The sequence below is a fragment of the Candidatus Latescibacterota bacterium genome (genome assembly GCA_020633725.1).
GTDB lineage: Bacteria > Krumholzibacteriota > Krumholzibacteriia > JACNKJ01 > JACNKJ01 > VGXI01.
In genome coordinates this window covers 904,264-931,000 of record JACKDC010000001.1, presented here as the reverse complement: position 1 = coordinate 931,000, position 26,737 = coordinate 904,264, and the positions used below count along the sequence as shown (strand labels likewise).

At 73.0% G+C, this 26,737-nt stretch carries 28 protein-coding genes; 25 read left to right on the top strand and 3 right to left on the bottom strand.

Going from position 1 to position 26,737, the window contains the following annotated elements; genetic code table 11:
* Nucleotides 1–22: 22 nt before the first annotated feature.
* The 20 genes from H6693_04110 (at nucleotide 23) to H6693_04015 (ending at nucleotide 15,843) form a co-directional block, all read left to right on the top strand.
* Nucleotides 23–772 carry a YebC/PmpR family DNA-binding transcriptional regulator gene (locus tag H6693_04110; protein ID MCB9515356.1) on the top strand — a complete coding sequence of 250 codons (750 nt, stop codon included), beginning with the start codon at nucleotides 23–25 and terminating at the stop codon, nucleotides 770–772.
* 10 nt (nucleotides 773–782) lie between these two features.
* Nucleotides 783–1,289 carry a crossover junction endodeoxyribonuclease RuvC gene (gene ruvC / locus H6693_04105; GenBank protein MCB9515355.1) on the top strand — a complete coding sequence of 169 codons (507 nt, stop codon included), beginning with the start codon at nucleotides 783–785 and terminating at the stop codon, nucleotides 1,287–1,289.
* A 1-nt stretch (nucleotide 1,290) separates the two neighbouring features.
* Nucleotides 1,291–1,878, top strand: a complete 588-nt coding sequence (gene ruvA / locus H6693_04100) for a Holliday junction branch migration protein RuvA (GenBank protein ID MCB9515354.1) — start codon at nucleotides 1,291–1,293, stop codon at nucleotides 1,876–1,878.
* A 25-nt stretch (nucleotides 1,879–1,903) separates the two neighbouring features.
* Nucleotides 1,904–2,953, top strand: coding sequence for a Holliday junction branch migration DNA helicase RuvB (gene ruvB, locus H6693_04095; GenBank protein ID MCB9515353.1), 1,050 nt, complete (start codon nucleotides 1,904–1,906; stop codon nucleotides 2,951–2,953).
* A gap of 8 nt (nucleotides 2,954–2,961) precedes the next feature.
* Nucleotides 2,962–4,035, top strand: a complete 1,074-nt coding sequence (gene queA, locus H6693_04090) for a tRNA preQ1(34) S-adenosylmethionine ribosyltransferase-isomerase QueA (protein ID MCB9515352.1) — start codon at nucleotides 2,962–2,964, stop codon at nucleotides 4,033–4,035.
* Nucleotides 4,032–5,168 (top strand): tRNA guanosine(34) transglycosylase Tgt, encoded by a 1,137-nt coding sequence (gene tgt / locus H6693_04085; GenBank protein ID MCB9515351.1) that lies wholly within the window; start codon nucleotides 4,032–4,034, stop codon nucleotides 5,166–5,168. The genes queA and tgt overlap by 4 nt, the downstream gene beginning before the upstream one ends.
* Before the next feature lie 20 nt (nucleotides 5,169–5,188).
* A complete protein-coding gene (gene yajC / locus H6693_04080; protein MCB9515350.1) occupies nucleotides 5,189–5,479 on the top strand; it encodes a preprotein translocase subunit YajC in 291 nt (96 codons plus the stop codon).
* Between the two features lies 1 nt (nucleotide 5,480).
* On the top strand, nucleotides 5,481–6,008 hold the full coding sequence (gene def, locus H6693_04075; GenBank protein MCB9515349.1) for a peptide deformylase: 528 nt from the start codon (nucleotides 5,481–5,483) through the stop codon (nucleotides 6,006–6,008).
* Nucleotides 6,005–6,949, top strand: a complete 945-nt coding sequence (locus H6693_04070; protein MCB9515348.1) for a methionyl-tRNA formyltransferase — start codon at nucleotides 6,005–6,007, stop codon at nucleotides 6,947–6,949. The genes def and H6693_04070 overlap by 4 nt, the downstream gene beginning before the upstream one ends.
* Nucleotides 6,946–8,334: a 16S rRNA (cytosine(967)-C(5))-methyltransferase RsmB gene (locus tag H6693_04065; GenBank protein MCB9515347.1), complete on the top strand. Its 1,389-nt coding sequence runs from the start codon at nucleotides 6,946–6,948 to the stop codon at nucleotides 8,332–8,334. Before H6693_04070 ends, H6693_04065 begins: the two co-directional genes overlap by 4 nt.
* Nucleotides 8,331–9,074 (top strand): PASTA domain-containing protein, encoded by a 744-nt coding sequence (locus H6693_04060; GenBank protein ID MCB9515346.1) that lies wholly within the window; start codon nucleotides 8,331–8,333, stop codon nucleotides 9,072–9,074. The genes H6693_04065 and H6693_04060 overlap by 4 nt, the downstream gene beginning before the upstream one ends.
* Nucleotides 9,061–9,732 (top strand): ribulose-phosphate 3-epimerase, encoded by a 672-nt coding sequence (gene rpe / locus H6693_04055; GenBank protein ID MCB9515345.1) that lies wholly within the window; start codon nucleotides 9,061–9,063, stop codon nucleotides 9,730–9,732. The genes H6693_04060 and rpe overlap by 14 nt, the downstream gene beginning before the upstream one ends.
* Nucleotides 9,733–9,840: 108 nt before the next feature.
* Nucleotides 9,841–11,187 carry a signal recognition particle protein gene (gene ffh / locus H6693_04050; protein MCB9515344.1) on the top strand — a complete coding sequence of 449 codons (1,347 nt, stop codon included), beginning with the start codon at nucleotides 9,841–9,843 and terminating at the stop codon, nucleotides 11,185–11,187.
* Between the two features lie 16 nt (nucleotides 11,188–11,203).
* Nucleotides 11,204–11,692 (top strand): 30S ribosomal protein S16, encoded by a 489-nt coding sequence (gene rpsP / locus H6693_04045; GenBank protein MCB9515343.1) that lies wholly within the window; start codon nucleotides 11,204–11,206, stop codon nucleotides 11,690–11,692.
* 3 nt (nucleotides 11,693–11,695) lie between these two features.
* Nucleotides 11,696–11,941, top strand: coding sequence for a KH domain-containing protein (locus tag H6693_04040; protein MCB9515342.1), 246 nt, complete (start codon nucleotides 11,696–11,698; stop codon nucleotides 11,939–11,941).
* A complete protein-coding gene (gene rimM / locus H6693_04035) occupies nucleotides 11,928–12,452 on the top strand; it encodes a 16S rRNA processing protein RimM (protein ID MCB9515341.1) in 525 nt (174 codons plus the stop codon). Before H6693_04040 ends, rimM begins: the two co-directional genes overlap by 14 nt.
* Nucleotides 12,453–12,464: 12 nt before the next feature.
* Nucleotides 12,465–13,157 carry a tRNA (guanosine(37)-N1)-methyltransferase TrmD gene (gene trmD, locus H6693_04030; protein MCB9515340.1) on the top strand — a complete coding sequence of 231 codons (693 nt, stop codon included), beginning with the start codon at nucleotides 12,465–12,467 and terminating at the stop codon, nucleotides 13,155–13,157.
* An 80-nt stretch (nucleotides 13,158–13,237) separates the two neighbouring features.
* Nucleotides 13,238–13,600 (top strand): 50S ribosomal protein L19, encoded by a 363-nt coding sequence (gene rplS, locus H6693_04025; GenBank protein ID MCB9515339.1) that lies wholly within the window; start codon nucleotides 13,238–13,240, stop codon nucleotides 13,598–13,600.
* 762 nt (nucleotides 13,601–14,362) lie between these two features.
* Nucleotides 14,363–14,806: a YraN family protein gene (locus H6693_04020; protein MCB9515338.1), complete on the top strand. Its 444-nt coding sequence runs from the start codon at nucleotides 14,363–14,365 to the stop codon at nucleotides 14,804–14,806.
* Nucleotides 14,807–14,826: 20 nt separating this feature from the next.
* Nucleotides 14,827–15,843, top strand: a complete 1,017-nt coding sequence (locus H6693_04015) for an undecaprenyl/decaprenyl-phosphate alpha-N-acetylglucosaminyl 1-phosphate transferase (protein MCB9515337.1) — start codon at nucleotides 14,827–14,829, stop codon at nucleotides 15,841–15,843.
* Here the strand turns inward: H6693_04015 and H6693_04010 are convergent.
* Nucleotides 15,840–16,049, bottom strand: a complete 210-nt coding sequence (locus H6693_04010) for a hypothetical protein (protein ID MCB9515336.1) — start codon at nucleotides 16,047–16,049, stop codon at nucleotides 15,840–15,842. The genes H6693_04015 and H6693_04010 overlap by 4 nt on opposite strands.
* Before the next feature lie 256 nt (nucleotides 16,050–16,305).
* On the opposite strand from H6693_04010, the gene H6693_04005 reads away from it, so the two are divergent.
* From H6693_04005 to H6693_03985, 5 genes are all read left to right on the top strand, one after another.
* Nucleotides 16,306–17,778, top strand: a complete 1,473-nt coding sequence (locus tag H6693_04005) for a YifB family Mg chelatase-like AAA ATPase (protein MCB9515335.1) — start codon at nucleotides 16,306–16,308, stop codon at nucleotides 17,776–17,778.
* A 181-nt stretch (nucleotides 17,779–17,959) separates the two neighbouring features.
* Nucleotides 17,960–18,994, top strand: a complete 1,035-nt coding sequence (locus tag H6693_04000; protein ID MCB9515334.1) for a hypothetical protein — start codon at nucleotides 17,960–17,962, stop codon at nucleotides 18,992–18,994.
* Nucleotides 18,994–20,361 carry a T9SS type A sorting domain-containing protein gene (locus H6693_03995; protein MCB9515333.1) on the top strand — a complete coding sequence of 456 codons (1,368 nt, stop codon included), beginning with the start codon at nucleotides 18,994–18,996 and terminating at the stop codon, nucleotides 20,359–20,361. Before H6693_04000 ends, H6693_03995 begins: the two co-directional genes overlap by 1 nt.
* A gap of 26 nt (nucleotides 20,362–20,387) precedes the next feature.
* The gene (locus H6693_03990) at nucleotides 20,388–20,912 is read left to right on the top strand and encodes a TlpA family protein disulfide reductase (GenBank protein MCB9515332.1); all 525 of its coding nucleotides are present in this window, start codon (nucleotides 20,388–20,390) and stop codon (nucleotides 20,910–20,912) included.
* Nucleotides 20,905–22,428, top strand: coding sequence for a hypothetical protein (locus H6693_03985; GenBank protein MCB9515331.1), 1,524 nt, complete (start codon nucleotides 20,905–20,907; stop codon nucleotides 22,426–22,428). The genes H6693_03990 and H6693_03985 overlap by 8 nt, the downstream gene beginning before the upstream one ends.
* Here the strand turns inward: H6693_03985 and H6693_03980 are convergent.
* Together H6693_03980 and H6693_03975 are read right to left on the bottom strand one after the other, a co-directional pair.
* On the bottom strand, nucleotides 22,425–23,612 hold the full coding sequence (locus H6693_03980) for a hypothetical protein (protein MCB9515330.1): 1,188 nt from the start codon (nucleotides 23,610–23,612) through the stop codon (nucleotides 22,425–22,427). The genes H6693_03985 and H6693_03980 overlap by 4 nt on opposite strands.
* A 10-nt stretch (nucleotides 23,613–23,622) precedes the next feature.
* The gene (locus tag H6693_03975; protein MCB9515329.1) at nucleotides 23,623–26,598 is read right to left on the bottom strand and encodes a hypothetical protein; all 2,976 of its coding nucleotides are present in this window, start codon (nucleotides 26,596–26,598) and stop codon (nucleotides 23,623–23,625) included.
* Between the last annotated feature and the right edge of the window lie 139 nt (nucleotides 26,599–26,737).

Sequence of the window (26,737 nt, the reverse complement as noted above, 5' to 3'; positions counted from 1 at the left end):
CTTCGCGGGGCAGGAGGTTCGCATGTCCGGCCATTCCAAGTGGTCGACCATCAAGCACAAGAAGGCCCGCCAGGACGCGCAGCGCGGCAAGGTCTTCACGAAGCTCATCAAGGAGATCACCGTCGCCGCCCGCATGGGGGGCGGCGACGAGGACATGAACCCGCGCCTGCGCACGGCCGTCCAGGCCGCGAAGGCCGCGAACATGCCCGCGGACAACATCAAGCGCGCCGTGCAGAAGGGCTCGGGCGAGCTCGAGGGCGTGGAGTACCTGGAGATCACCTACGAGGGCTACGGCCCCGGCGGCGTGGCGATCCTCCTGGACACGGTCACCGACAACAAGAACCGCACGGCGGCGTCGGTGCGTCACGCCTTCAACAAGTACAACGGCAAGCTCGCCGAGCCGGGCGCGGTGGCCTGGATGTTCGAGACCAAGGGCGTCATCGACATCGCCAAGGACGGCGTCGACGAGGAGGCGCTCATGATGACCGCCCTCGAAGCCGGCGCCGACGACCTGGTGGACGAGGACGAGAACTGGCGCGTCCTGTCCGGACTCGACAGCTTCACCGCGGTGCAGAAGGCGCTCGAGGGCGGCTACAGTTTCCAGAACGTGGGCATCGAGAAGCTGCCGCAGAACACCGTCGCCGTGACCGAGAAGGACGCGCCCGGGCTGCTCAAGCTCATGGAGATGCTCGAGGACCTGGACGACACCCAGAAGCTCACGGCGAACTTCGACATCGACGACGACATCCTCGCCAGCCTCGACACGGACTAGAGGAGGCGCCCTGGCCCGCATCCTCGGCATCGACCCCGGCATCCGCCGGACGGGCTACGGGCTCATCGACGACGAGGGCGCCGGGCAGCGCCTCGTCGACGCGGGGGTGATCGCGCCCTCGCCCGACGACGAACTGCTCGCGCGCCTGCTCGAGATCGAGCGGAGCGTCGAGGCGCTGCTCGACCGCTGGCGGCCGGATGCGCTGGCCGTGGAGAACGTCTTCTATCACAAGAACCCGCAGAGCACGCTGACCCTGGGCCGCGCCCAGGCGGCGGTGCTGCTCTGCGCCGGCCGCAGGGGCCTGCCGCTGGCGCTCTACAGCCCCAGCGAGGTGAAGCAGGCCCTGACCGGCAGCGGCCGCGCGGCCAAGGAGCAGGTGCAGTTCATGGTGGAGCGCATCCTCGGCCGCAGCTTCGGCGGCGAGACGCAGGACCTGACCGACGCCCTCGCCGTGGCGCTCTGCCACGCCGGCCGGCGCCGTTCGCCCCTCAGCCTCGCCGCGCTCGAGCGAGGCTGAGATGCTCGACGCCCTGCACGGCCGCGTCGTGGCCACCGCTCCCGACCTCCTGCTGGACGTGGGGCCCGTCACGCTGCGCCTGGAGATCAGCGCGCGCACCCGTGCGGCGCTGCCGGAGGCCGGCGCGGCGCTGCGCGTCTACACCGAGCTGCTGGTGCGCGAGGAGAAGCTGGAACTGCTGGGCTTCGCCCGCGTGGAGGAGCGCAGCCTCTACCGGCTGCTGACCGGCGTCTCGGGCGTGGGCAAGCGGCTCGCACTCGCGGTGCTGTCGGCGCTGGATCCCGCGACGCTCGCGCACTGCGTGGCGACGGGGGACGCCGAGCCGCTGCAGAAGGTGAGCGGCGTCGGCAAGAAGACCGCCTCCCGGCTGCTGCTCGAACTCAAGGGCCGGGTTGACGTGTTCCTGCCCACGGAGTCGCCCGTCCCCGCGCCGGCCGGCGACCCCGCGCGCGAGGAGGCGCTGCGCGCGCTGCTGGCCCTGGGCATGAGCCGGCCCGCGGCCCAGCGCGCCCTGAGCGAGGCGGGGGAAGAGAACCTCGCCGTGGAAGACCTGATCCGCCGCGCGCTGGCCGCCAACGGCGAGCGCTGAAACCGACGAGACGAGGACGCAGTCCATGACCGGCAGCGCACCCCGCATCAGCAACCCCGGCGCCGATGGCCCCGAGCGCCGCGAAGAGCGCGCGCTGCGCCCACGCCGCCTCGACGAGTTCGTCGGCCAGACGGCGGTGAAGGAAAACCTGCGCGTCTTCATTCAAGCCGCGAAGGAGCGCGAGGAAGCGCTCGACCACGTGCTCCTCTACGGCCCGCCCGGCCTGGGCAAGACGACCCTCGCCGGTATCCTCGCCAACGAGCTCGAGGCCGCCTTCAAGGCCAGCAGCGCGCCGGTCTTCCAGAACGCCGCCGAGCTGGTGGGCGTGCTCACGCACCTCGAGCCGCGGCAGGTGCTCTTCCTCGACGAGGTGCACCGCCTCGGCCGGGTGCTCGAGGAGCACCTCTACCCGGCCATGGAGGACTTCCGCTGCGAGCTCGTCGTCGACAGCGGTCCCAACGCGCGCCACTACAGCCTGCAGCTGCCGCCCTTCACGCTGGTGGGGGCCACGACGCGCGCGGGGATGATCAGCGCGCCCCTGCGCAACCGCTTCGGCGTGGTGGCGCGGCTGGACTTCTACGACACCGACGAGCTCTCGCGCATCCTCGCGCGCTCGGCCGCGCTGCTCGAGCTCGACGCCGACGCCGACGGCCTCGCCGAAATCGCCCGCCGCAGCCGCGGCACGCCGCGCATCGCCAACCGCCTGCTGCGGCGGCTGCGCGACTACGCGCAGGTGGGGGGCGGCGGCCGCATCACGCGCGACCTGGCGGACTACGGCCTGCAGCGGCTGGGCGTCGACGCCGAGGGCCTCGACCCCATGGACCGCCGCCTGCTCGAGACGCTGATCCACCACCACGGCGGGGGCCCGGTGGGGGCGAGCACGCTGGCGCTGGCGCTGGCCGAGGAGAGCGAGACGCTCGAGGACGTCTACGAGCCCTACCTCATCCAGCAGGGCTTCCTGCGCCGCACGCGCCGCGGGCGCGTGGCCGCGCGGCGCGCCTACGAGCACCTGGGGATCACGCCGCCGGCCGCGCTCGACGACGACGCGACGGGGCTCCTCGAGGACCCGTCCTGAGGTCTGCCGTGCCGCCGTCCGAACGTCTCGCGGACTACGACTTCGCGCTGCCGGCCGCGTCCATCGCCCAGCGCCCGCTGGCCGACCGCGCCGCCTGCCGGCTGCTGCACCTGCCGCTCGAGGATCCCGGCGCCCCCCTGGCCGACCGCCGCTTCCGCGACCTGCCCGGGCTGCTCGCCCCCGGCGACCTGCTGGTGGTGAACGACACGCGGGTGCTGCCCGCGCGGCTGCTGGGGACGCGCGAGCACCCGGGCGGCGGCGCTGCGGAGCTGCTCCTGCACAGTCCCGGCCCCGACGGCCGCTGGCTCGCGCTGGTGCGTCCCGCGCGCCGCTTCCGGCCCGGCGATCGGTTCGTGGCCGCCGAGGGTACAGTGTGTGTAATAGTTGAGGAGGCGGACGGCGAGGGCAGCCGCTGGGTGCGGCTGGAGACACCCGCCACCTGGGAGGCGGCCATGGCCGCGGCGGGCCGCGTGCCCCTGCCGCCCTACATCGAGCGCGCGGCCGACGCCCGCGACGGCGACGACTACCAGACCCGCTTCGCCCGCGTCGACGGCGCCGTGGCCGCGCCGACGGCGGGCCTCCACTTCGACGCGCCCCTGCTCGCCGCGCTCGAGGCGCGGGGCGTGGCGCGCGCCGCCCTCACGCTGCACGTGGGCATCGGCACCTTCCAGCCGGTCCGCGAGGATGACCCCGCCCGCCACGACATGCACGCCGAGCGCTTCGTGCTGCCCGAGTCCACGCGCCGCGCGGTGGACGCCACGCGCGCCGCCGGCGGCCGCGTGATCGCCGTGGGCACCACGGTGGTCCGGGCGCTGGAGTCCCTCGACGCGGCCGCCTGGGACGCCCCCGGCGACCACGCCGCCGAGACGCGTCTCTTCATCCGGCCTCCCTACCCGTTCGGGCGCATCGACGGGCTCGTCACCAACTTCCACCTGCCGCGCAGCACCCTGCTCATGCTGGTGGCGGCGCTGGCGGGCCGCGAGCGCCTGCTCGCCGCCTACGAACACGCCGTGGTCGCGGGCTACCGCTTCTACTCCTATGGCGACGCCATGCTGCTGGCGCCGGGCCGGGACGCGCCGTGAGCGCCCCCTTCTTCGAGCTGCAGGCGGTGGATCCCACCGGCGCGAGGGCGGGCGTGCTGCACACGGAGCACGGGGACGTCCCCACGCCGGTCTTCATGCCCGTGGGCACCCAGGGCGCGGTGAAGACCGCCACCGCCGAGCAGCTGGAGTCCATCGGCGCGCGGCTGATCCTCGCGAACACCTACCACCTCTACCTGCGTCCGGGCGCGGCGCGCGTGGAGGCGGCCGGCGGCGTGCACGGCCTCGCCGCCTGGCGCGGCGCGCTGCTCACGGACAGCGGTGGCTACCAGTTCTTCTCGCTGAAGAGCCTGAACACCGTGAGCGAGGAGGGCGTCAGCTTCCGTTCGCACCTCGACGGCTCGCGCCACGCCCTCACGCCCGAGCAGGTGATCGACGTCCAGGCCGCGCTGGGCGCGGACCTCGTCATGCCGCTGGACGAGTGCATGCCCTACCCGAGCACCTTCGAGGACGCGGAGCGCTCCACCGCCCGCACCACGCGCTGGGCGCGTCGCTGCCGTGACCACCGCGGGCCCGTCTTCCAGCATCACGCGCACGCGCAGCGGCTCTTCGGCATCGTGCAGGGCGCCAGTTACCCCGCGCTGCGCCGGCGCTCCGTGGACGAGATCGCCGCGCTCGACCTGCCCGGCCACGCCATCGGCGGCCTGGCGGTGGGGGAGCCGAAGACCGAGATGCTGGACCTCACCGCGCTCTGCGCCGAGCTGCTGCCGGCCGACAAGCCGCGCTACCTGATGGGCGTCGGCTTTCCGGAGGACCTGCTGCGCTGCGTCGCGCGGGGCGTGGACATGTTCGACTGCGTCATGCCCACGCGCAACGCGCGCAAGGGCACGCTGTTCACCCGCGCGGGACGGCTGGTGGTCAAGAACGCCGCCTACGCCGACGACCAGGCGCCCCCGGACGACGCCTGCGCCTGCCCCACCTGCCGCCGGCACAGCCGCGCCTACCTGCGCCACCTCATCCAGGTGGGCGAACCCACGGGGATGACGCTTGCGACCCTGCACAATCTGTACTTCTATTTGGACTTGATGCGCGGCGCCCGCGAGGCCATCCTGGCGGGAAACTACGCCGCGTACCTGCGCGACTTCTTCGACGGCTATGCCATGGCCACCGACTGACACTTCCGGAAGGAGCCCCGATGCCCCTCCTCCTGCAGGCCCAGACCTCGGCCCCCGCCTGGAGCCCGATGCTCCTCATGGTGGGCATGTTCGCGGTCCTGTACTTCTTCATGATCCGTCCCCAGCAGCGCCGGGCCAAGGAGCATCAGGCGATGCTCAAGACCCTGGCCAAGGGGGATCACGTCATGACCAGCGGCGGTCTCTTCGGCACCGTCGTGGGCGTCAAGGAGGACCGCGTGGTCGTCCGTCTCGACGAGAACTGCAAGGTCGAGGTGTCCATCGGCAACGTGAGCGCCAAGCTGGACAAGTGAGATGAGCCTCAGCCTCAAGTACATCGGCTGCGACGTCCTGCGTCAGCGCGGCGAGCCCGTCACCGCGTTCGGCGAGGCGCTGGAGCAACACATCCCGCGCATGCTGGAGATCCTCCACGAGGAGGGAGGCATCGGTCTGGCCGCGCCGCAGGTGGGGCTGGCCCAGCACTTCTTTATCCTCGTGGCGAACGTGGATGACGACGAGCGCGAGGAGGACGAGGTGCTGCTCATGGCCAACGCCCGCATCGTCGAGCGCTCGAAGGAGGAGGTGGCCATCGAGGAGGGCTGCCTCTCCATCCCCGGCCTGCGCGCGGAGGTCACGCGGCCCGAACGCGTGCGCGTGCAGTTCCAGGACCTCGGCGGCGAGAGCGTCGAGCTGGAGACGGGCGGCATGCTGGCGCGGGTGATCCAGCACGAGCTGGATCACTGCGAGGGCATCCTCTTCACGGACCGCCTGAGCCCAGCGCGGCGCATGCTCCTCAAGAAGCGTCTCGCCGACATCGAACGCGAGTACGCCCCCCGCCAATGACGCGGCTCCGCGTGGCGTTCATGGGCAGCCCGGCGCTGGGCGTCCCCGCCCTGCGCGCCCTGCATGCGGCCCCCGACATCGAGCTGGTCCAGGTGGTGACCCTCGGCGACCGCCGCCGCGGACGCCGGGGCGGAACCGTGCCGACCCCGGTGGGGGAGGCGGCGCTCGACCTCGACGTCGCGCTGCTGCGCTGGGAGCGCGGCGATCGCGCCGCCGTCGAAGCCGTGCTCGCGCCGCTGGCGCTCGACGTGATCGTCGTCATCGCCTTCGCGCGCATCCTGCCGCCCCCGCTGCTGGCGCTGCCGCGCCTGGGCTGCCTCAACCTGCACGCCTCGCTGCTGCCCTGGGGCCGGGGTGCGAGTCCGATCCAGCACGCGATCCTCGAGGGGCTCGCCGAGAGCGGATGGTCCGCCATGCTCATGGACGCCGGCCTCGATACGGGTCCCGTGCTCACGACGCACGCGCTCACGCTGAACGCGCGCTGGACCGCCGGCGATCTCACCGACGCGCTCGCCGCCTGCGCCGGCCCGTTCCTGCTGCGCGCGCTGCGCGGCTGGCGCGACGGCGAGCTGGCGCCCGTCGCCCAGGACGACAACGCCGCCACCCTCACGCGCAAGATTCCCGCCGAGGCCGGCGGGCTGGACTGGTCGCTTCCGGCCGTGGCGCTGGATCGCCGCGTGCGCGCCTACTCGCCCAGCCCCGGCGCCTGGTGCCGCCGCGACGGCGAGCGCCTCGGTCTGCTCGCGGTCGCGCCCGCCCCGCGGCAGGGCCACGCCGCTCCCGGCGAGGTGATGGCCGCGCGCCCGCGTCTGCTCGTCGCCTGCGGCGAGGGCGCGCTCGAACTGCAGCGCGTGCAGCCGCCGGGTCGGCGTCCCATGGACGCTCCGTCCTACCTGAACGGCCGCCCCCTGCGCGTGGGCGAGCGGCTCGAGAACGGATGAAGCTCGCCCCCGCGCGCCAGGCCGCGCTCCGCTTCCTCGCCGCCCTCGAACTGGACCTGGACGGCGGCGGCGCCGAGGCCGACTGGGACGCCCTCCAGGAGCGCTGGCTCGCCGACCCGCTGCTCGCCGATCCCCGGGATCGCCGTCTCTTTCGACAGCTGACCGCGGGCGTCGTGCGACTGCGCGGCCGGCTCGACGCGCGGCTCAGACGTCTCACCGGCCGCGAGTCGCTCGATCCCGTGCCGCGCGACGCGCTGCGCCTGGCCCTCTATCAGCTCGAGCACATGGACCGCCTGCCCGCGCACGCCGTGATCGGCGAGAGCGTGGAGTGGGTCAAGCGCCGGCGTCCGCGCCTCGCGGCCTGGACCAACGCGCAGCTCCGCAACTGGCAGCGCGGCGGCGTGCCCGGCGAGGAGCCGTCCGCTGCGGACGACTGGGAGGCGCACGCCGAGGCCGTCCACTCCATCCCCGGCTGGCTCGCCACGCGCTGGCGCGACGAACACGGCGACGCGCGGGCCCTGGCCTTCATGGCCGCCGTGGGCGCCGCGCCGGCCTACTGCTTCCGCTGGAACGCGCTGCGCGAGGGGCGGGAAGCGTTGCTGGACGCGCTGCGCGAAGCGGGCGCCGAGGTTGAGCCCCTCGACGGCGCGCCCCTGGGCTTTCGCGTGCGCGGCGCGTGGCCGGCCGCCCTGCGCGAGGCGCTGGAGGACGGGCGCGTCAGCGTCCAGGACGCCAGCTCCCAGCGCATCGCGCCGCTGCTCGACGCCAGGGACGGCGCGCAGGCGCCGGGCGACTACGCGGACCTCTGCGCGGCGCCGGGCGGCAAGTGCTGCCACCTGGCCGAGCGCGGCGGGGATCGGCGGGAGGTCGTCGCGCTGGACATCGACGCCGGGCGGCTGGGGAAAGTCCTTGCCAACGCCGAACGGCTGGGCTTAGTTCGGCTCCGCGCCGAGTGCGCGGATCTGCGCGTCGCGGCGCCGCGTCCGCTGGACGGCGTCCTCCTGGACGCTCCCTGCAGCGCCCTGGGCACGCTCGCGCTGAATCCCGACGCGCGCTGGCGCCGCCGTCCGGAGGAGATCCCGCGGCTCGCGGCGCTGCAGCGCGAACTGCTCGTCGCGGCGGCGGCCTGGGTGCGGCCGGGGGGACGGCTGCTCTACGCGGTCTGCACCTTCACGCCGGAGGAGACGGTCCGCCAGCGCGAGGGCTTCCTGGCCGCGCGGCCGGATTTCGCGCCGGAGCCCTTCGGCGCGGACGAGCTGCCGGCCGCCTTGCGCAGCGCCGGCGGCGACTATCTCGTGTTGCCCGACGTCGAGGATGGCTCGGGCATGTACGCCTTCCGCTGCCGGCGCCGCGAAACGCCGGCCGAGGGGAGAAGCGCAGGATGAAGATGCGCGGACTCACGCGCTTCACGTTGAGCGTCCTGGGCATGGCGGCCTTCGTGCTGCTGGGCATCTGGGTCGCCAACCGCTGGATCCTGCCGCACCACGTGGGCAGCGGAACCGCCTTCGCCATGCCGCTGCTCGAGGGCAGCTCGAAGGAGGAGGTCTACGCCCTCTGCGCGCGGCGCGGCCTGATCCTGAGCGAGCGCCCGGCGGAGTTCGACGCCTCGCTGCCCAGCGGCTACCTGTTGCGCCAGCACCCACCCGCCGGGACCCAGGTCAAGTCGGGCCGGCGCGTCACGGTCACCTTCTCCGCGGGCCCGCGCATGGTCGTGGTCCCCGAGCTGCACGGGCAGACCGAGCGCCAGGCGCGCCTGAGCCTCGAGGACCTGGGCCTGGTGCCCGGCGATCTGCTGCGCTGCCCCGGCGACACGCCCGCGGGCGACGTCCTCAGCAGCCGCCCGGGACCCGGCGCGCGCGTGCCGCTGGGCGGAAGCGTCGCCCTGCTGCTGTCCACGGGGGGCGGCGCCGGCGCGGGCGGCTACCTGATGCCCGACCTGACGCAGCGGGACCTGGACGCCGCGCTGGCCCTGCTGGCGGACAGCGGGCTGGAACGCCCGGAGCTGCGCTACCGGAGCGCGCTGGGCGCGCGGCCCGGCGACATCCTGTCTCAGAGTCCCGCCGCGGGGACTCGCGTGGAAGGGGGGCGGCACCTTGAGCTGGTGGTCGCATCTGGATCGCAATAGGGTGGGCGTGGCGCCGTCGCTGCTCGGCGGCGACCTGGCCCGCCTGGCCGACGAGGTGCGCGACGTGGAGACGGCCGGCGCGGACCTGCTGCATCTGGACGTCATGGACGGCCACTTCGTCCCCAACCTCACCTTCGGCCCCGAGGTCATCGCCGCCGTGGCGAAGGTGGCCCGGCTGCCCCTCGACTGCCACCTGATGATCGAGTCGCCCCTGGCCAGCGCCGCCAGCTATGCCGAGGCGGGCTGCCACGGACTCACCCTGCACCTCGAGACCCTGAGCGACCCCGTGCGCGCAGTCGACGCGCTCCACGCGCTCGGCGTCCTGGCGGGCCTCTCGGTCCGCCCTGGCACGCCGCTGCCCCCGGCGGGGCCGCTCTGGGAGCGCCTCGACCTGCTGCTGGTGATGAGCGTCGAGCCCGGCTACTGCGGCCAGGCCTTCCAGCCCGCGGCCGTGGAGAAGGTCGAGGCCGCCGCGGCCCTGCGCCGCGAGGCGGGCCTCGACTTCGCCATCTCCGTGGACGGCGGCGTGGGGCCCGCCCAGGCCGGCCTCCTGCGCCGCGCGGGCGCGGACGTGCTGGTGGCCGCCAGCGCCGTCATGGGCAAGCCCGACCGGGCCGCCGCCGTGGCCGCGCTCCGCGAGGCCGCCGCCTCAAAATAGCGCGTTTTGCCGCCGCCAGGGGCTTGTCAGGCAGGGTAAGCTCTGCTATATTGCCGACTTCGTGCGCCTACGCCACGCCTGGCAGGGGGCGCTCTCCCGGAGGCCTTCGTGTTCCAGAACCTCAGCGAGCGCTTGGAGTCCGTCTTCACCAAGCTGAGGGGGAAGGGAAAACTTCGGGAGGAGGACGTCGAGGAGGCGCTGCGCGAAGTGCGCCGCGCGCTGCTCGAAGCGGACGTCAACTTCGGCGTCACGCGCGACTTCGTCGCCCGCGTCCGCGAGAGCGCGGTGGGGCGGCAGGCGCTGGGCGAGCTGAGCACGGCGCAGCAGGTGGTGGGGATCGTCCACGAGGAGCTCGTGAAGCTCCTTGGCGGAGGCGAGGGCCATCACCCGCTGGACCTGCGGACGAGCCCGGTGTCCACGGTCATGCTCGTGGGCCTGCAGGGCGCGGGCAAGACGAGCTTCGCCGCCAAGCTGGCGGGGCTGCTGCGGCGCCAGGGACGGCGGCCGCTGCTGGTGGGCGCGGACATCCAGCGCCCCGCGGCGATGGACCAGCTGGAGGTCCTGGGCCGCCAGATCGACATCCCGGTCTTCCTGGATCGGGACGAGAAGGACGTGGGCGTCATCGCCGAGTCCGGACGCGCCGACGCGCGCGCCCGGCTCTGCGATCTGATGCTGCTGGACACCGCCGGGCGCCTGCACGTGGACGAGGCGCTGATGGGAGAGCTCGAAGGGCTGAACGCGCGCCTGCGCCCCGACGAGATCCTCCTGGTGGTGGATGCGATGACCGGCCAGGAGGCCGTGCGCGTGGCCGAGGCCTTCAAGGACCGGCTGCCGCTCACCGGCGTCCTGCTGAGCAAGCTGGACGGCGACGCCCGCGGCGGCGCCGCCCTATCGGTGCGCGCGGTGACCGGCCTGCCCATCAAGTTCGTGGGCGTGGGCGAGACCGTGAAGGACGTCGAGGCCTTCCACCCCGACCGCATGGCCGGGCGGATCCTCGGCATGGGCGACGTCCTGTCCCTGGTGGAGAAGGTCCAGCAGGAGCAGGATCTCGCCGAGGCCCAGCAACTCGAGCAGAAGCTGCGCAAGCAGGGACTGGATCTCGAGGACATGCTGGGGCAGATCGAGAAGCTGCAGAAGATGGGGCCGCTGAACAAGATCCTCGGCATGTTGCCCGGGATGAGCAAGCTCCAGTCCCAGGGCTTCGAGGCGGATGAGGGCCAGCTCACGCGTGTGCGGGCGATCATCCAGTCGATGACGCGGCAGGAGCGTCGGCGCCCCGAGATCATCGACGGCAGCCGCCGCCGGCGCATCGCGCGCGGCAGCGGCACCACGGTGCAAGACGTCAATCAGCTGCTCAGGCAGCACGGCGAGATGAAGAAGATGATGAAGACCCTCGGCCGGATGAAGGGCCGGGGTCGCGTCCCGGGCCCCATGCGCGGCGGGCCAGGCAACTGAACCGGAGGTTTCTCCCTTGTCGACGAAGATCCGTCTGACGCGAATGGGTTCCATGAAGCGGCCCTTCTACCGCCTGGTGGTGGTGGATTCCCGGGCCCGGCGCGATGGCCGCTACATCGAGAATCTCGGCACCTACAACCCGGTGCCCAAGGCCACCGAGATCAATCTGAACGAGGATCGCATCCTCCACTGGCTGGGCCAGGGCGCCGAGCCCTCGGGCACCGCGGAGAATCTGATCCGCCGGCAGGGCCTGATGGAGAAGCACCGCCTCCTCAGCGAGGGCGTCGAGCCCGCGGATCTCGAGGCGCGCCTGGAGGCCTGGAAGGCCAAGCAGCCGAAGCCCCGGGCCGCGTCGCCCAGCCGCGCCGACAAGAAGGCGCAGAAGAAGGAAGACGCGCGCGTCGCCGCCGTGGCCGCCGCGAAGGCCAAGGCCGACGCCGAGGCCGCCGCTGCCGCCGCCGAGGCGCCCGCGGAGTCCGGCGAGGCCGACGGGGCGGAGGCCTAGCGGATGGCCCAGGTGGAAAAGCTGCTCCGCTACATCGCCGACTCCCTGGTGGAGGCGCCGGAGCAGGTGAGCATCGAGAAGGAAGCCGAGGGACCGGAGGACGTCTACACGCTCCTGCTGGCGCCCGACGACCTCGGCCGTCTCATCGGCCGGCACGGCAAGACCGCCGAGGCGCTGCGCACACTGCTCTCGGCGGTGGGCCGCAGGGAGGAGCGGAAGGTCAGCCTCCGGATCCGTGAGCACGAGTGAGGCCGCCCCGCGGCGGATCGAGCTGGGGCGTCTGGTGCGCCCCGTAGGCATCAAGGGCGAGGTGAAGCTCCTGCCCAGCGAGGACTTCTGGCCGGAGGCGCTCACCTCGTCCCGGCTCAAGCTGGCCCTCGCCGGCGAGGAGCGGGACGTGAAGGTGCTGGGCAGCCGGCCCTCCGGCGACTGTCTGGTGCTGCGCCTCGAGGCTCTGGCCGACCGCAACGCCGCCGAGGCGCTGCGCGACGCGGAGTTGCAGCTGGTGGGCGAGCCGGACGTCGCGCTGCCGGACGTGCCCCGCAGCTGGCAGGTGGAGGGCATGGAGGTGCGGCTCGCCGGCGGCGAGGCGCTGGGCCGCGCGACGGCGCTCACGCCCATGCCGGGCCAGCCGCTGCTGCAGGTGAAGGGCGAGACGAAGGACTACGCGATACCCTTCGTCCCGCCCATCCTCTGCGGCATCGACTGGGCGGAGGGGGTCATCGAGATCGATCCCCCGGACGGTCTCCTGGAGCTGTAGCGAGGGAGCGGCGTGGTCATCAGCGTGGTCACGATGTTCCCGGACTTCCTGCGCAGCGCGCTGCGCGTGGGCATCCTGGAGCGGGCCATCGAGCGCGGGGTGGTGGACTATCGCTTCGCCAGTCCGCGGGACTTCGCCGTGGACCGGCACGGGACGATCGACGACTACGCCTACGGCGGCGGCGCGGGCATGATCCTGATGGCGCCGCCGATGGTCGACGCGGTGGAGTCGCTGCTCGTCCAGAGCGAGTATCCGGGGCACCCGGTGATCCTGCTTTCGCCCCGCGGGCGGCCCTTCGACCAGGCCACCGCGAAGCGGTTGAGCGGCGAGAGCGAGATCACGCTCGTCTGCGGACGCTACAAGGGCGTGGACGAGCGGGTGCGCGAGCTGGTGGTGAGCGAGGAGATCTCCCTCGGGGACTTCATCCTCACCGGCGGCGAGCCGGCGGCGCTCTGCATCATCGACGCGGTGGTGCGGCTGCTGCCGGACGTGATGAGCGACCTGGAGTCGGCCGAGACCGATTCCTTCGGCGCGGACAAGTCGGGCCTCCTGGACTGGCCGCACTACACGCGGCCGGAGAGCTACCGCGGCCTCGAGGTGCCGCCGGTGCTGAAGGGCGGCAACCACGCGCTGATCGAGGCTTGGCGCCGGGAGGAGTCCCTGCGCCTGACGAGGAAGCACCGCCCGGATCTGCTCGAGGACTGACGGTCCCGAGGAGCAGCGAAGCCGGGAAGACAAGGAAGCCCAGCCGGCGCGGGCCGGCCCACAAGGCGGAGGACAGGGCCATGAACATCGTCGATGCGATCCGGAACCAGCAGCTGAAGGACGCCGTGCCGGACTTCAACGTGGGCGACACGGTGAAATTCCGCGTCAAGGTGATCGAGGGCAACAAGGAGCGGTTCCAGCCCTTCCAGGGCACGGTGATCCAGCGGCGCGGCAGCGGCATCGAGGCCACCTTCACGGTGCGCAAGATCTCCGGCAACATCGGCGTGGAGCGCGTCTTCCCGCTGCACAGCCCCAACATCAGCGACCTCGAGGTGGTGCGTCGCGGCAAGGTGCGCCGCGCGAAGCTCTACTACCTGCGCGGTCTGAGCGGCAAGAAGGCGCGCATCGCCAGCCGCCGCGACCACGTCGCCAAGCAGGACTAGCCGGCGCCCCCATGTCTGGGAGCGCCACGACGGCGTCGGCCCCGGATCCCGCCCCCAGCGCGGTGGTCCTGGCCGACGCCGCTGCGTTTCGGGCCGCGAGCGTCGCCGAGCAGACGGCGGCGCTGACCGCGCTCGCCCCCCCGGAGCGCGCGCCGTGGCTCCTTCTCCTCGATGACGATCCCCGCCAGGGCTCCCGCCAGCTGGCATCGCGCTTGCGGCGCGAGGCCGTGCGCCACGCGGCGCGCGAGGCGCGCTGGGCGGAACTCGCCGCCTTCGACCGCCACGAGGCCGCGGGGCAGCGGCTCGCGGGCGTGGACGAGGTGGGCCGCGGCCCGCTGGCCGGCCCCGTCAGCGCGGGCGCGCTGATCCTGCCCCCGGACTACCACGCCCCCGGCCTCGACGACTCCAAGCGCCTCACGCCCGCCGCGCGCGAGCGCTGGGCGGAGCGGCTGCGCGCCGATGCGGTCAGCTGGGCGGTCGCCGACGTGGACGCGGCCACCGTGGACGCCATCGGCATCCGCCAGGCCGTGTTCCGCGCCATGGCCGAGGCACTGCGCGCGCTGCGCCCGCGCGCCGAGCGCGTCTTGATCGACGGCCGCGAGCTGCCCGCCGGCGCGCGCATCAGCCGCGCGGTGGTGGACGGCGACGCGAAGAGCCTCGCCATCGCCGGCGCCTCGGTGCTGGCCAAGGTGCACCGCGACGCGCTGATGGTGCAGGCCGACGCCGAGTGGCCGGGCTACGGCTTCGCCGGTCACAAGGGCTATGGCAGCGACGCGCACATCGACGCCCTCCTGCGCCTGGGGCCCTGCCCCCTGCACCGACGGAGCTTCTGTGAACGCTGGTTCCCCGTCGCCGCGAAATCGACGCGCGCTGGGCGCGCTCGGTGAGACCCTTGCCGCGGACTACCTCGCACTGCGCGGCTGGCGCGTGCTCGCGCGCAACCTGCGCGTGGGCCAGAAAGAGATTGACCTCCTCGCGGTCGACGGGTCATGTCTCGTGGGCGTCGAGGTGCGCATGCGCCGCGGCGACCGCTACGGACGCGCGGTGGAGAGCGTGAATCCGCGCAAGCATGCCCTGCTCCGCGCCGGGCTGCGCGAGGAGGTGCTGCGCCGGGGCTGGCGCGGACTCTATCGCCTCGACCTCGTGACCCTGGATCTCGACCTCGCGCAGGACCGCCTGGAGCTGGAGCACTACCGCGGTCTCTGAGCCCAGCTCGAAGGACTTCCGTGCCTGCGACCCTCGGCGTCATCACGGCCTGCCTGGTCAGCCTGCTGCTCGGCCGCGCGGCCATCGCCGCGGCGGGGCGTCTGCGCTTCCTCGACGCGCCAGGCGAGCGCAAGCTTCAGAGCCGTCCCATCCCCGTGCTGGGCGGCGCGGCGATCGTGCTCGGGCTGCTGGCGGGGCTGACCCTCACCTGGCCGGATGCCGAGCGCGGACTCCTGCTACGCTGGCTCGCCGGTTCGCTCTGGCTGCTCGTCGTCGGCATGCTCGACGACCGCCGCGGCCTCGGTCCGCGACGCCGCCTGCTCGGCCAGCTGCTGGCGGCGCTGCTCCTGCTGCCCGAGCTGCGCGGCTGGCTCGATCCCGGCGGCCTGGCGGTCGCGCTGGGACTCGTCTGGGTGCTGGGGCTCGTCAACGCGATGAACTTTCTCGACAACATGGACGGCGCCGCCGGCACGCTCGCGCTGACCGGCGCCGTGGCGCTGGCGCTGAGCTTCGGTGTGGCCGGCGTCCCGGCGCTGGCCGCGCCGCTCTGGCCGCTGGCCGGCGCGCTGGCGGGCTTCCTCTGGTGGAATCGTCCCTCGGCGCGACTCTACATGGGGGACGCGGGCGCCACCGTGCTCGGCTACACGCTCGCGCTGTTCAGTCTGCTCCTGGTGCCGCGGGCGGGGCTGAGCCCCTGGCTGCTGCCCTTCGTCGTCGCCCTGCCGCTCTACGACAGCTGCACGGTGTTCTGGATCCGGTGGCGCGAGGGACGCCCGCTCTGGGTGGGGGACCGACGGCACGCGACGCATCGGCTGCTGGACCGTGGCAGCGGCATCGGCCGCGCACTGGCCGTGCTGAACGGGTGGGCCGCGGCGGCCGCGGCGGCGGCGCTGCTGCTGAACTGGGGGGGAGTGCGCGGTCTGCGCGCGTTTGCCGCCCTGGGCCTGGCGCTGGCGCTCGCCGTCGCGCTGTTCGGGGGGGAGCGTCGCTGGGAACGGGGCCGGTCGCCCGACGGCGCGGCGCGGCGGCGGAGCTAGTAGAGGTCGTCCTCGTCGCCGATCTCGTCGTCCAGGAGCTCGTCGAACTCCTCGTCGAAATCCTCCGCGTCCTCCGACTGCTCCCAGGTCTCGTCCTCGTCGACCTCGATGCGGCCCTCACCCAGGCAGAAGGGGCACTCGTCGTCCTCGAGGATGCCCGTTCCGCCGCACTCGTCGCAGGTGACCGGCTTCTTGCTGCTGCTCATCAGTCTCCGACCCTGGTTGACGTCCGCGGAGCCCCGCGCTGGGGGCGCTCCCTCCCCTGCGTCGAGGGGAGCGTGCGAAAATGTTAGCGTGGGCGAAGGCACTGTCAAGCGAGAAACGTCCACGCCGTGAACACCCCGCCGGCCGCCTGACATCCCCGGTTGACCGCGCCGGCAAAGGACCCGCGCCAGCGCGCCCTCCGCGGACGGTACCGCGCTTGCAGCGTCCCGCCGCCGGCCCGACCGGCGGGGGAGGAGCATGCACAGCAGCTGGCGCGGCGCGAGTCTTCGTGGGGTCGAGGGGATGCCCGTGCGCGTGGAGGTCCAGATGGCGCGGGGCCTGCCCGGCCTCAGCCTCGTCGGGCTGGCCGGCGCGGCCACGCGCGAGAGCCGCGAGCGCGTCTACGGGGCGCTGCGGGAGAGCGGCTTCGGCGTGCCCGCGGGGCGCGTCACCGTGAACCTGGCGCCCGCGGAGGAGCCGAAGCAGGGGACGGCCTTCGACCTGCCCATGGCGCTGGGTCTGCTGGAGGTGAGCGGACAGCTCGCGCCGCGCCGCGGGCGCGACTGGTGCCTGCTCGGCGAGCTGGGCCTGGACGGCCGTCTGCTGCCCCTGCGCGGCGCGCTGCCCCTGGGGCAGGCAGCGCTCGCCGACGGGTCGGCGGGCCTCGTGCTGCCTTGCGGCAACGCGGCCGAAGCCGCCTACCTCGCCGGGTCGCCGCTCCTGCTCTTCGATACGCTGCGCGCGGTGGTGGACTGGGTGGAGGGCCGCGGCGCGCCCGCAGCGCCCGCGCTGCGCCTGCCGGCCGCGAGGGAGCGGGCGCGTCCGCTACTGCTGCCCGGGGGCGCGCGTCTCGCCCGCGCGCTGGCCGCGGCCGCCGTGGGCGGGCACAACGTGCTGCTGGTCGGCGCGCCCGGCAACGGCAAGTCCACGCTGGCCCGCGCGCTGGGCGCGCTGCTGCCGCCCCTGGATCGCGACGAGCGCCGCGAGGTCATGGCGCTGCGCTCGGCCGCGGGCCTGCCCGTGGACGGCTCCCGCGGCCGTCCGCTGCGCGCGCCCCACCACAGTCTCAGCCTCGCGGGCCTCATCGGCCGGCAGGGGAGCGGGGGACGACCCGGCGAGTTGAGCCTCGCGCACCGCGGTCTGCTCTTTCTCGACGAGCTGCCGGAGTTCCGCCGCGACGTTCTCGAAGCCCTGCGCGAGCCGCTCGAAGACGGCGCGCTGCTGGTGAGCCGCGGCGCCGGCAGCCTGCGCTGGCCCGCGCGCTTCCAGCTCGCGGCCGCCATGAACCCCTGCCCCTGCGGACAGAGCCTGCGCGGACGCGAGCACTGCCGCTGCACGCCCGGGCAGGTGCAGCGCTACCGTGGGCGGGTGTCGGGGCCGTTGCTGGACCGCATCGACCTCATCCTCGAAGTGCCCGCCTGGCGCGGCCGGCCGGGCGCGGACCGCCTGTCCCCGGCGGCCGCCTGCGCGCTGCGGCGGCGGATCCTTCGCGCGCGGCGGCGTCTGCGCGCTGGCAGGGTGGGGACGCTCGACGCCGTCGACGCCGCCTGGCTCGACGCCCGCCTCGCCGAGACCGGCGCGAGCTACCGCCAACGACTCAAGCTGAGGGCGCTGGCCCGCAGCCTGGCCGCCCTGGACGGCGCCCGCCGTCCCGGCCGCGACGTCCTGCTAGAGTCCCTGGACCTGGGGCTGCGCTGGCGCCTGGCGCTCTCGGCGCCGGGGGCGTCCTAAAGTCGCGGCTTTCCGCAACATAGCGAAGTATCTCGTTATGAGGCCTTCACTTGCGTGGAAATGTGGGGTTGTCGTTTCCAGGAGATTCTGGTATTCTACAGCCGCTCCCCACGAGCGCTCAGCCGTCCCGATGGTGGATGTCCGCGGGGCGGCGGCGCGTGTGCGAAGGATCTGGGACTTCATGCGCCTATTGAGCCTGTTCCCCCTGTTCATCCTGCTCCAGTTCAGCCTCTGCGGGCAGAAGGACCCGGTCCTGACCGAGCGGGACGCGCCCGGCCAGCTCACGGTGCTCGCGCAGGAAGCAGACGGCGGGGCCATCGACGGCGTCGCGATTTCCATCGGCGGGCTGCTGCAGGCCCAGACGGCGCCGGCCACCTTCGAGCTGCCCGCCGAAGCGCCGCTGACCGTGGGCGTCGCCAAGGAGGGCTGGACCTTCACGCCCGGCGAGCTGACCGTCACGCTCGCCTCGGACGAGGAGCGCACGGTCACCTTCGTGGGCGAGGCCGCCGCGACGCGTCTGGTGCTCCTCGAGGACTTTTCCAACACCGGCTGCGTGCCCTGTCCCGCGGCCGACGAGGCCATGTGGACCGCGGTGGGGGCGGCCTCGGGGACGGCCATGCCCATCGCCTGGCATCCCAACTTCCCGGCGCCGAGCGACCCCTTCTTCCTCTACAACATCCTGCTGGGCCACTACGCGAACGACGGTTCGCGCAACAACTTCTACGGCATCTCCCAGCTGCCGCACATCCGCGTGGACGGCGAGGCGGTGGGCGTGCCCTCCGATGCGGTGGAGATCGGGCAGCTCATCGAGGCCAGGCTCGCGCTCGAGCCCACGCTGGAGATGACCGTCGCGCACAGCGTCGCCGGCGCCGAGGTGACCGTGAGCGCCGAAGGGACGGTCCTGCGCGCGCCCCCCGCGGGGAACTGGCGGCTCTATCTCGTGCTCATCGAAAACTACGTGGAGTTCGACGCGCCCAACGGCCAGACCGACTACCGCAACACCGTGCGGCACGTGAACGGCGAGGACGCCGGCTTCAACCATCCTCTCGGCGAGCCTGTCACGCTGAGCACCGGCGGCACGTTCTCTGGAAGCGTCACCTTCACGCCCGATTTTGACGTTGTCGACGTCGACGACCTCCGCGCGGTCGTCTTCGTCCAGGATTCGGATAGCAAACTCATTCTCGATGCTGCGGTCGAAGCCACCGGAGGTCCTTGATGCTGACGTTCCGCAAGTCCACGCTCGCCGTCCTGGCGACCCTCGTCGCCTGTCTCGCGGCCGCGCCCGCTCTCGCCCTGGTGGAGTACACCTGGGACACCCCCGTGCACGTGATCGTCGACGACGAGTTCGCCTTCATCGAGATCTACAGCACGATCACCAACACCGGCGACGAGCGCGACACCTACGACATCCACAAGGAGCAGCTCGTCCCCGACGACCTGATCTGGAGCGCGTCGATCTGCGTGGGCGACTTCTGCTACGCGCCCAACGTCAACGACGTATCCACGGGCTCCATCGATCCGGGCGGCACCGTCGACATCGGCGTGGCCTACTTCTTCGGCACGGAGCCGGGCACGGGTTACTCGAGCCTGCGCGTGTCGAGCCAGAGCGCGCCGGGCCTGGAGGACACGCAGAACTTCGTGGCCATCCACTCGGGCTGCGACGTGCTCGCCGTGGACGACACCGGCGACGCCTTCCTGAGCTTCGACCACATGGACGCCATCCGCGCCCAGCTGGGCAGCCGTTTCGCCGGCCACTGGCCGCGCGCGCTGCAGGAAGTCGATCTCGCCTCCCTGCAGGCCTTCCCCGCGACGCTCTGGATCACCGGCGAGAACGGCGAGACCCTGGACGCCGCGGACCGCGCCGTGCTCGGCGACTTCCTCGGCGGCGGCGGCTCGCTGCTGGTCAGCGGCGACGAGGTCGGCTACGACCTCTGCGATCCGGCGAGCCCGAACTACAGCACGGCCAACGTGCAGTGGGTGGCCGACAACCTCGACGCCGGCTACGAGGCCGACTTCGGCGACACCCAGGTGGACGGCCTCGCCGGCAGCGACCTGGGCGACGGCCTCAGCTTCACCCTGAACGATCCCATGGCCGACCCGGACGTCATCCGCCTCACCCGCGCCGGCGCCGCGCAGTTCGGCTACGGCACGGGCGGCACGGCGGGGATCCTCAGCACGGGGACCAAGCGCGTCGCCTTCCTCGGCTTCGACCTGGCGGACCTCGACGCCGCCAGCCTGGGCGCCGTCCTCGACAACGCGCTGACCGCGCTGGCGCAGCCGTCCGCGTCGGACACGCCGGCGCTGCCCGCGGCGCTCACGCTGCTGCCCAACCAGCCCAATCCCTTCAACCCCAAGACGACCCTGCGCTTCCGCGCGCCCGCCGACGGACTGGCCCGCGTGGACGTGCTCGACCTGCAGGGCCGCCAGGTGGCGAGCTTCCGCGTGCCGGTGACGGCCGGCGAGAACGCCGTGCCTTTCACGGCCGTGGACGCCAGCGGACACGACCTGGCCAGCGGCACCTACTTCACCCGCGTGAGTCTGGGCGGCGAGGTCGCCACGGGCAAGATGACCCTGCTCAAGTAGGTCAACGCATAGCGAAAGGACGCGACATGCGACGCATCGGCCTTCTGGCCCTGGCTCTCGGACTGTTCGTGCTGCCCGCGCTGGCCGCGGATCAGCAGGTGCCCAGCTTCTCGCTCGAGGACCTGGAGGGCACACCCCACGCGGTGAGCGAGCTCATCGGCGACGGCCCCGTGCTCTTCAACTTCTGGGCGACCTGGTGCAAGCCCTGCCTGGCCGAGCAGCCCAAGCTCAAGGAGTTCCAGGCCAAGTGGGCGGACAGGGGTTTCCGCGTGGTGTCGGTGAGCATCGACGACCCTCGCACCGCCAAGCAGGTGCGGCCCTTCGTGCACCGTCACAAGATCGAGTTCCCCGTCTACCTGGACTCCAACCAGGAGGCCTACCGCAAGCTGGGCGGCCGCGCCGTCCCCTTCAACGTGCTGGTGGGCTCCGACGGGACGATCCTCTCGGTGAGCATGGGCTACAAGGACAAGGACGCCGAGACCTGGGGCGAGATGATCGAGGCCGATCAGGCCGCGCGCGAGGCGGCCGCGGGGGAGGAGAAGGGTGAATAGACGGGGACCGGCCGTCGCCCTGGGGGCGGCGGCTGTTCTGCTGCTCGTCGGCGCCGTGGCGGCGGTGGCGCCGCTGCGCGCGGGCGAGATCTACGTGCAGGCGCAGAACGACCTGCAGGCCAGTCACGACACGGAGCGCGAGGTCGACATCGTCGAGGACTGGCTCGACCTCGATCTCTACGGCGACGGCTTCCAGCTCGGCATCCGCTACTCGAGCTTCGCGCCGCCGGATCCCATCGTCTCCACGGATCTGAAGAGCAGCGAGGGCATCACCCATCGCTTCGCCGAGCTGCAGCTGGAGAACACCCGCCTGCGCGTCGGCACCTTCACGCGGCTGATGGGCCGCGGGCTCATCTTCCGCAGCTTCGAGAACCGCGACCTGCGCGTGGACACCAACCTCGACGGCCTGCTCATCGAGCAGGAGGGCGGCTGGTGGCGCGGCGCGCTGCTCAGCGGCCGCACCGAGACCGGCCAGATGGAGACCGGCGAGCGGCGTCGCGCGGACCGCTTCAGCGGCGCGGACATGGAGGTGGACCTCGGCCGCATGATCGTCGGCGGCTCCTTCCTCGCGATGGAGCGGCCCAACTCGCCCGCGCGTCCGCAGCTGCAGGCGCTGCGCGCGAGCCTCGTGGACGGTCCCTTCACGCTGGACTGGGAGGGCGCCCGGCACCTGCCGGACAATCCCCAGAACGACGACGCCCGCGGCGCGGGCCAGGTGGTCGAGACCTCCTACCTGGTCGGGCCGCTGGGGCTCTACGCCGGCTACAAGCACTACAACGGCATGTCCGTGCTGACGCAGGACCAGAAGCTCATGAACCAGCCGCCGGTGCTCATCCACGATCCGCGCGCCACGCTCATGAATCGCCATCCGCACCAGCTCGACCCCAACGACGAGAAGGGCTTCCTCGCGGACGTCTCCCTGAGCACGCCGGCGGGCGAGTGGCTCGTGTCCTACGCCGAGACCCAGAACCTCGAGGCGAAGCTCGGCGCCAACAGCTTCACCGAGTCCTTCCTCGAGTGGGACCGCTACGGGCTCGGGCCCTTCGAGTCCGGTCACTTCATCCTGGACTTCCAGCAGACGCCCTACTTCGACACCACGGATCTCGCCGAGCCGGAGTGGGTGTGGGACTACTTCGTCACCACCGCGCTGGATCTGCGCCTGCCCGTCTACCAGGGCACGCTGGTCGGCATCTGGGAGCACCAGCACAAGCAGGCCGATCACGTGGGCGACTACGACGACGAGCTCTTCGTCCTCGAGTACGAGCACGCCAACGGCTGGAGCCTGTCGGTGCTGGGCGAGTTCCTGAACTGGACCGACGAGCAGCAGGTCATCGAAGGGCAGCTCGACCCGCGCAGCCGCTGGTCGGGACTGCAGGTGGCCGGGCCCATCGGCGACCGGCACACCCTGCGGGTCTTCGCGGGCGGGCGGCGCGCCGGCTACATCTGCGTGGGGGGCGTCTGCCGCTACGAGCCGGCCTTCGACGGCATCGAGCTGACGCTCATCAGCCGCTTCTAGCGGACCGCGTTCGCCTCCATGGCCGCGCGCTGCGCCAGGTTCTCCGGGCTGCGCGCGGCCGCGTCGTTCCGGCGCTCGATCACGAGGGCCAGGCCCAGGCTTCCCAGCACCATCGCCACGGCGATCCCGGCCGCCAGGCCGCGCCGCCATCCGCCCGGCGCTTCCAGCCGCAGCAGCAGCGTGGCCGCCAGCGCCGTCAGCGGAAACGCGGCGAAGTAGAGGTAGCGCAGCTCCAGCCAGCCGGCCGGCAGGGGGATCGCCGCGTAGGGCAGCACGGCCAGCAGGGCCCAGCCGGCGAGGAAGCGCAGTCCGGGCCGCGCCGTTCGCGCCGCGAGCAACCGCGCGCAGGCGAGGACGACCCCCGCGCCCAGCGCCCACTGCGCGCCGAGCAGCGCCCGCGACAGCGCCGCAGGCACGCCGCCGCCCGTGGCCGGCACCGGCAGGACGGCGAGCCCGAAGTAGCCCACGTAGCGCAGCGCGGCGGCCAGCACGGCGGCGGGGGAGCCCAGGCCGCCGGCCGTCGTGTCCGCGCCCGCGCTGCCGAGGAGCAGCGCGCTCACGGCCCACGGCACGACGCCCAGCGCGAGCAGCGCCGCGCCCCAGCCCCGCGGACGCGCCGTGATCGGCCCCGCTCCCAGCGCTCGCCGCAGCAGCAGCAGCGGGACGAGCAGCAGCCCCAGCTCGTGGGCGAAGGGGGCGAGCAGCGCGGCCAGCGCGGCCGTCCCTGCGCCGCTGCGGCGCGGATCCGCCTCCGCCAGCAGGGCGACCAGCACCAGCAGCACGGCGAGCAAACCGCCGCTGGTGCAGGCCCAGGTCACCTGCTTGTCCAGGTGCGCGACGCCCACGAGGAACAGGCCGGCGGCGAGCAGTGCGGCGGACGGCTCGACCCCCAGGCGGCGCAGCAGCCGAAAGCCCGCGAGCGCGATCGCGCCGTGAAGGAGCGCGTTGAAGAGCAGGTAGAGTCCGGCGCGCAGCCCGAAGAGCGCGTGTTCGCCGGCGAAGAGGAGCAGGGCGACGGGACGGTAGAAGGCCACGTCGTGCTGAATGCCGAGCAGCGCCCCGGGATCCGGGGCGCTGCGAACGGCGGTCAGGAACTGGTAGTCATCGGCGCGGAAGCCGTTGTCCAGAGCGGCTCCCAGCGGCACGCAGGCCAGGGCCGCGAGCAGCAGCAGGACACGGCGCAAGCGGCCGGCCTCAGCGCAACAGCGTGAGCTTGGGCCCGGGCTCGCCGTGGCCGTCCACGCTGAGGCGGCTGAGATAGGTGCCGCTGGCGAGGGCGGCGCCGCGCTCGTCGCGGCCGTCCCAGCGGAGCACCTGCTCGCCCGCGGGCAGGTCGCCGCGCGTGAGCCGACGCACACGGCGCCCGGTCGCGTCGTAGATGTCCACCGCTACCTCCCTCGCGCCGCGCGCGAGGGACAGCCTGAGCTGCGTGTCGCCGGGGCTCGGGTTGGGCCAGGCCGTGGCCGCGCTCACGAAGGGGCCGCCGCCGGGCACCGCGGTCAGGTCCGCGACGAAGTGCGACACCCAGGTGCTCCAGGCGCTCGACGTCACCGCGTACTCGTGGATCATCCAGAACTCGTAGCCGCCCGGGTCCACGCCCACGGCGCTGTAGTCGCCCCAGCGGGTCGAGCTGTACGACGACGTGCTCTCCTTCACCAGCACCGGCGCCTGCATCGTGCCGGCGGGGTCGCCCGCGGCGCGGTAGCTGCGCCGCATGGAGAAGAAGTCGTTGATGGACGAGTAGGCGTAGACCATCGCCGCGTCGCCCGCGGCGTTCACGCTGATCGAGTTGAAGGTCGCGAAGCCGGTGCCGTTCGGCAGCTCCTCGCCCCACTGCACGAGCGTGGGCGTGCTGCCGCTGTCCGGCCAGCCGTGCATGTCGAACTCGTACCAGCGGGCGGCGGCGGTGCTGCGCGAGGCGTCGGGCGCCACGTGCTGGCAGGCCCACAGCGAACCGTCGCGGTAGACGCAGCTCCAGAAGCGCGCCTCGAAGGTGGTGATCTGCGCCGAGGTGCCGAGGCTGCGCGCGCTGGGCGGACGCCACCAGTTGGGCACGGTGAGCGCGGTGGACGTGAGCGTCGGCGTGCCGAGGGGATCCTGGACCGCCCAGAAGGTCACCGTGTTGGCGCTCAGCGCCTCGTTGGCGTGGACCATGTACATGGTGGGGGCGTCGGTCACTTCCACGGGGATGCCCATGGACTGCGTGCCCGTGTGCAGCACGCTCGTGGCGACGGCCGCGCCGCCCGTCAGCACGCTGCTCTTGTCGAGGATGTAGACCAGGTACTTGTCCCCGCCCGTGAAGAAGTCCGCGGTCAGGTAGACGGCCTGCTCGTCCACGGACATGTTGGGCGAGTCGATGTCGCTGCCGGCGAGGGCGGTGACGTCCTGCCGGTACTTGAACCAGTTGCCGGTGGGGTCGTTGGTCTCCGACACCGCGAAGAGGAAGTAGGAGCGGTTGTTGGTGCGCTCGCAGGCCATGGCCATGAAGCGCTGGTCCAGCGGATCGAAGATGACCTCGGGGTCGAAGACGAAGCCGCCCGCGCCCAGCGAGCCCCAGAAGCCGCTCGCCCCCTCGATGGGGAACTGCCACTGCAGGGTGCCGTCCTTGCGGAAGGCGGCCACGGCGCCGTTGGTGGTGGCCATGACGTGGTCGTGGCCCACGGCCATGTGCGGGTCGGGGGGCGTCCAGCCGGTGTTGTTGATGGCGGTCCAGCCTTCGTCGCGGTTGCCGCCGCCGGGCCAGTAGAGCTCGGGGTCGGGATTGACGGACTCGAAGTCGGCGTCGAAGCTGGGCGGCTCGTGGGGGAGCGCCGCGCCGGCGCCGAAGCCACCGTCGTCGCTGTCCTCGGCGCGGTGCGCGCGCAGGTCCGCCATCGCCAGGCGGCTGCGCTGGGCCAGTCGCGCGACGGGATTGCGGGCTTCGGGCAGCAGCAAGGTCAGGTTCGCGGCGCTGGCGTCGCCCTGCCGCGAATCGCCCTCCCAGGCCACGGCGAGACGGCCGTCGTCGCCGAGCAGCACGCGCGACGCGCCGGAGGCGGCGGCCAGCGCCTGCCAGCCCTCCTCGACGGCGTTCACGCGGAAGGCCTCGCCCAGGGGGGCGAGCGCGGCGCCATAGCGGCGGGCGTAGACGTCCGCCTGCTCGCCGTCGGGGCTGAGCTGGTTCCAGGCCACCGCCAGGTCGCCGTCGGCGTTGGCGGCCAGGGCCACGCCGCTCTGCCAGCCGCCCAGCGCGGCGCCGGGACGGAAGGTCCGGCCGAGCGCGCCGTCGGCCTCCACGCGGCGGAGCGTGGCGCGCCAGTCGTTGCCGTCGCGCTCCATCCAGGCCAGGGCCAGCGCGCCATCCGGCAGCGCGGCGAGGCCGGGCTCGATGCCGCCGGCCGCGGCCAGCGACTCGTCGCCGCGGGGGGCGCCGTCGGCGTCGAAGCGCCGCAGCAGCACGCCGCCCGCCTCGACGAGACCGCGCACCTGGCGCTGCCAGGCGAGGGCGAAGCCGCCATCCGGCAGGGCGGCGACCACGGGCAGGCGGTCCATCGCGCCGGGCGCGCTGACGAGGACGAGCTCGTCGCTCAGCGGCTGGGCCGACGCGCTCACGAGGCGGCCGAAGATGTCGCTCGTGCCGGGTTCGTCACCGGGACCCGTCCAGACGGCGAGATGGCGTCCGTCCACCAGGGTGAGCGCCACGGGGCTCTCCTGGGAACCCGCGGTCGTCTGGTTGAGTAGCAGCTCGTCGCCGCCCTCGACGCGGCCCACGACGGCGTGGGCCGAGCCGTCCTGACCCCAGGCGGTCCAGACCATCCAGAGTTTCCCTGGCGCGCCGGCCACGGTGGGCTGCTGGTACTGGGCGCTGCGGTCGAGGTTCACGGCGAGCTCGGCGCCGTCCGCGCGTCCCCAGGCGTCCACCCGGCGGGCGAAGACCCCGTAGCGGCCGTCGAGCTGGCGACGGCTTTCCCAGACGGCGAGCAGGTCGCCGTCGGCCTGGCTGGCCAGGGCGACGCGCTCCTGGGCGCTGGCGGTGAAGGTGTTGAGGCGCAGTTCGCGTCGAAGGAACTGCCGGTCGCCGTCGCTCACGCGATCGGCGGCGAGGGATGCCGCCGCTGGCAGCAGCAGCGCGGCGAGCAGCGCCGAGCGGAGCGCGAGGCGAGCGAAGCGGGAGCCGTGGCGAGAGCGCATGGGAGCCTCCGTGGCTGAAGGGGGGCCTGGACAGGGCAACGGATGTCCATTATATCGGGTTTGACGCCGGGACTGAAGCGCTTTGCGGCTCGCTTGACGCGTCCCAGGCCCTGTGATAACAATGCCGCGCTGGCCGCCT

What these genes read in the sequence shown, in the direction of transcription:
- H6693_04110 (MCB9515356.1), top strand. Translation starts at nt 23, where the DNA reads ATGTCCGGCCATTCCAAGTGGTCGACCATCAAGCACAAGAAGGCCCGC.
- ruvA (MCB9515354.1), top strand. Translation starts at nt 1,291, where the DNA reads ATGCTCGACGCCCTGCACGGCCGCGTCGTGGCCACCGCTCCCGACCTC.
- ruvB (MCB9515353.1), top strand. Translation starts at nt 1,904, where the DNA reads ATGACCGGCAGCGCACCCCGCATCAGCAACCCCGGCGCCGATGGCCCC.
- yajC (MCB9515350.1), top strand. Translation starts at nt 5,189, where the DNA reads ATGCCCCTCCTCCTGCAGGCCCAGACCTCGGCCCCCGCCTGGAGCCCG.
- def (MCB9515349.1), top strand. Translation starts at nt 5,481, where the DNA reads ATGAGCCTCAGCCTCAAGTACATCGGCTGCGACGTCCTGCGTCAGCGC.
- H6693_04070 (MCB9515348.1), top strand. Translation starts at nt 6,005, where the DNA reads ATGACGCGGCTCCGCGTGGCGTTCATGGGCAGCCCGGCGCTGGGCGTC.
- H6693_04065 (MCB9515347.1), top strand. Translation starts at nt 6,946, where the DNA reads ATGAAGCTCGCCCCCGCGCGCCAGGCCGCGCTCCGCTTCCTCGCCGCC.
- H6693_04060 (MCB9515346.1), top strand. Translation starts at nt 8,331, where the DNA reads ATGAAGATGCGCGGACTCACGCGCTTCACGTTGAGCGTCCTGGGCATG.
- H6693_04040 (MCB9515342.1), top strand. Translation starts at nt 11,696, where the DNA reads ATGGCCCAGGTGGAAAAGCTGCTCCGCTACATCGCCGACTCCCTGGTG.
- rplS (MCB9515339.1), top strand. Translation starts at nt 13,238, where the DNA reads ATGAACATCGTCGATGCGATCCGGAACCAGCAGCTGAAGGACGCCGTG.
- H6693_04020 (MCB9515338.1), top strand. Translation starts at nt 14,363, where the DNA reads ATGGCAGCGACGCGCACATCGACGCCCTCCTGCGCCTGGGGCCCTGCC.
- H6693_04010 (MCB9515336.1), bottom strand. Translation starts at nt 16,049, where the DNA reads ATGAGCAGCAGCAAGAAGCCGGTCACCTGCGACGAGTGCGGCGGAACG.
- H6693_04005 (MCB9515335.1), top strand. Translation starts at nt 16,306, where the DNA reads ATGCACAGCAGCTGGCGCGGCGCGAGTCTTCGTGGGGTCGAGGGGATG.
- H6693_04000 (MCB9515334.1), top strand. Translation starts at nt 17,960, where the DNA reads ATGCGCCTATTGAGCCTGTTCCCCCTGTTCATCCTGCTCCAGTTCAGC.
- H6693_03995 (MCB9515333.1), top strand. Translation starts at nt 18,994, where the DNA reads ATGCTGACGTTCCGCAAGTCCACGCTCGCCGTCCTGGCGACCCTCGTC.
- H6693_03990 (MCB9515332.1), top strand. Translation starts at nt 20,388, where the DNA reads ATGCGACGCATCGGCCTTCTGGCCCTGGCTCTCGGACTGTTCGTGCTG.
- H6693_03975 (MCB9515329.1), bottom strand. Translation starts at nt 26,598, where the DNA reads ATGCGCTCTCGCCACGGCTCCCGCTTCGCTCGCCTCGCGCTCCGCTCG.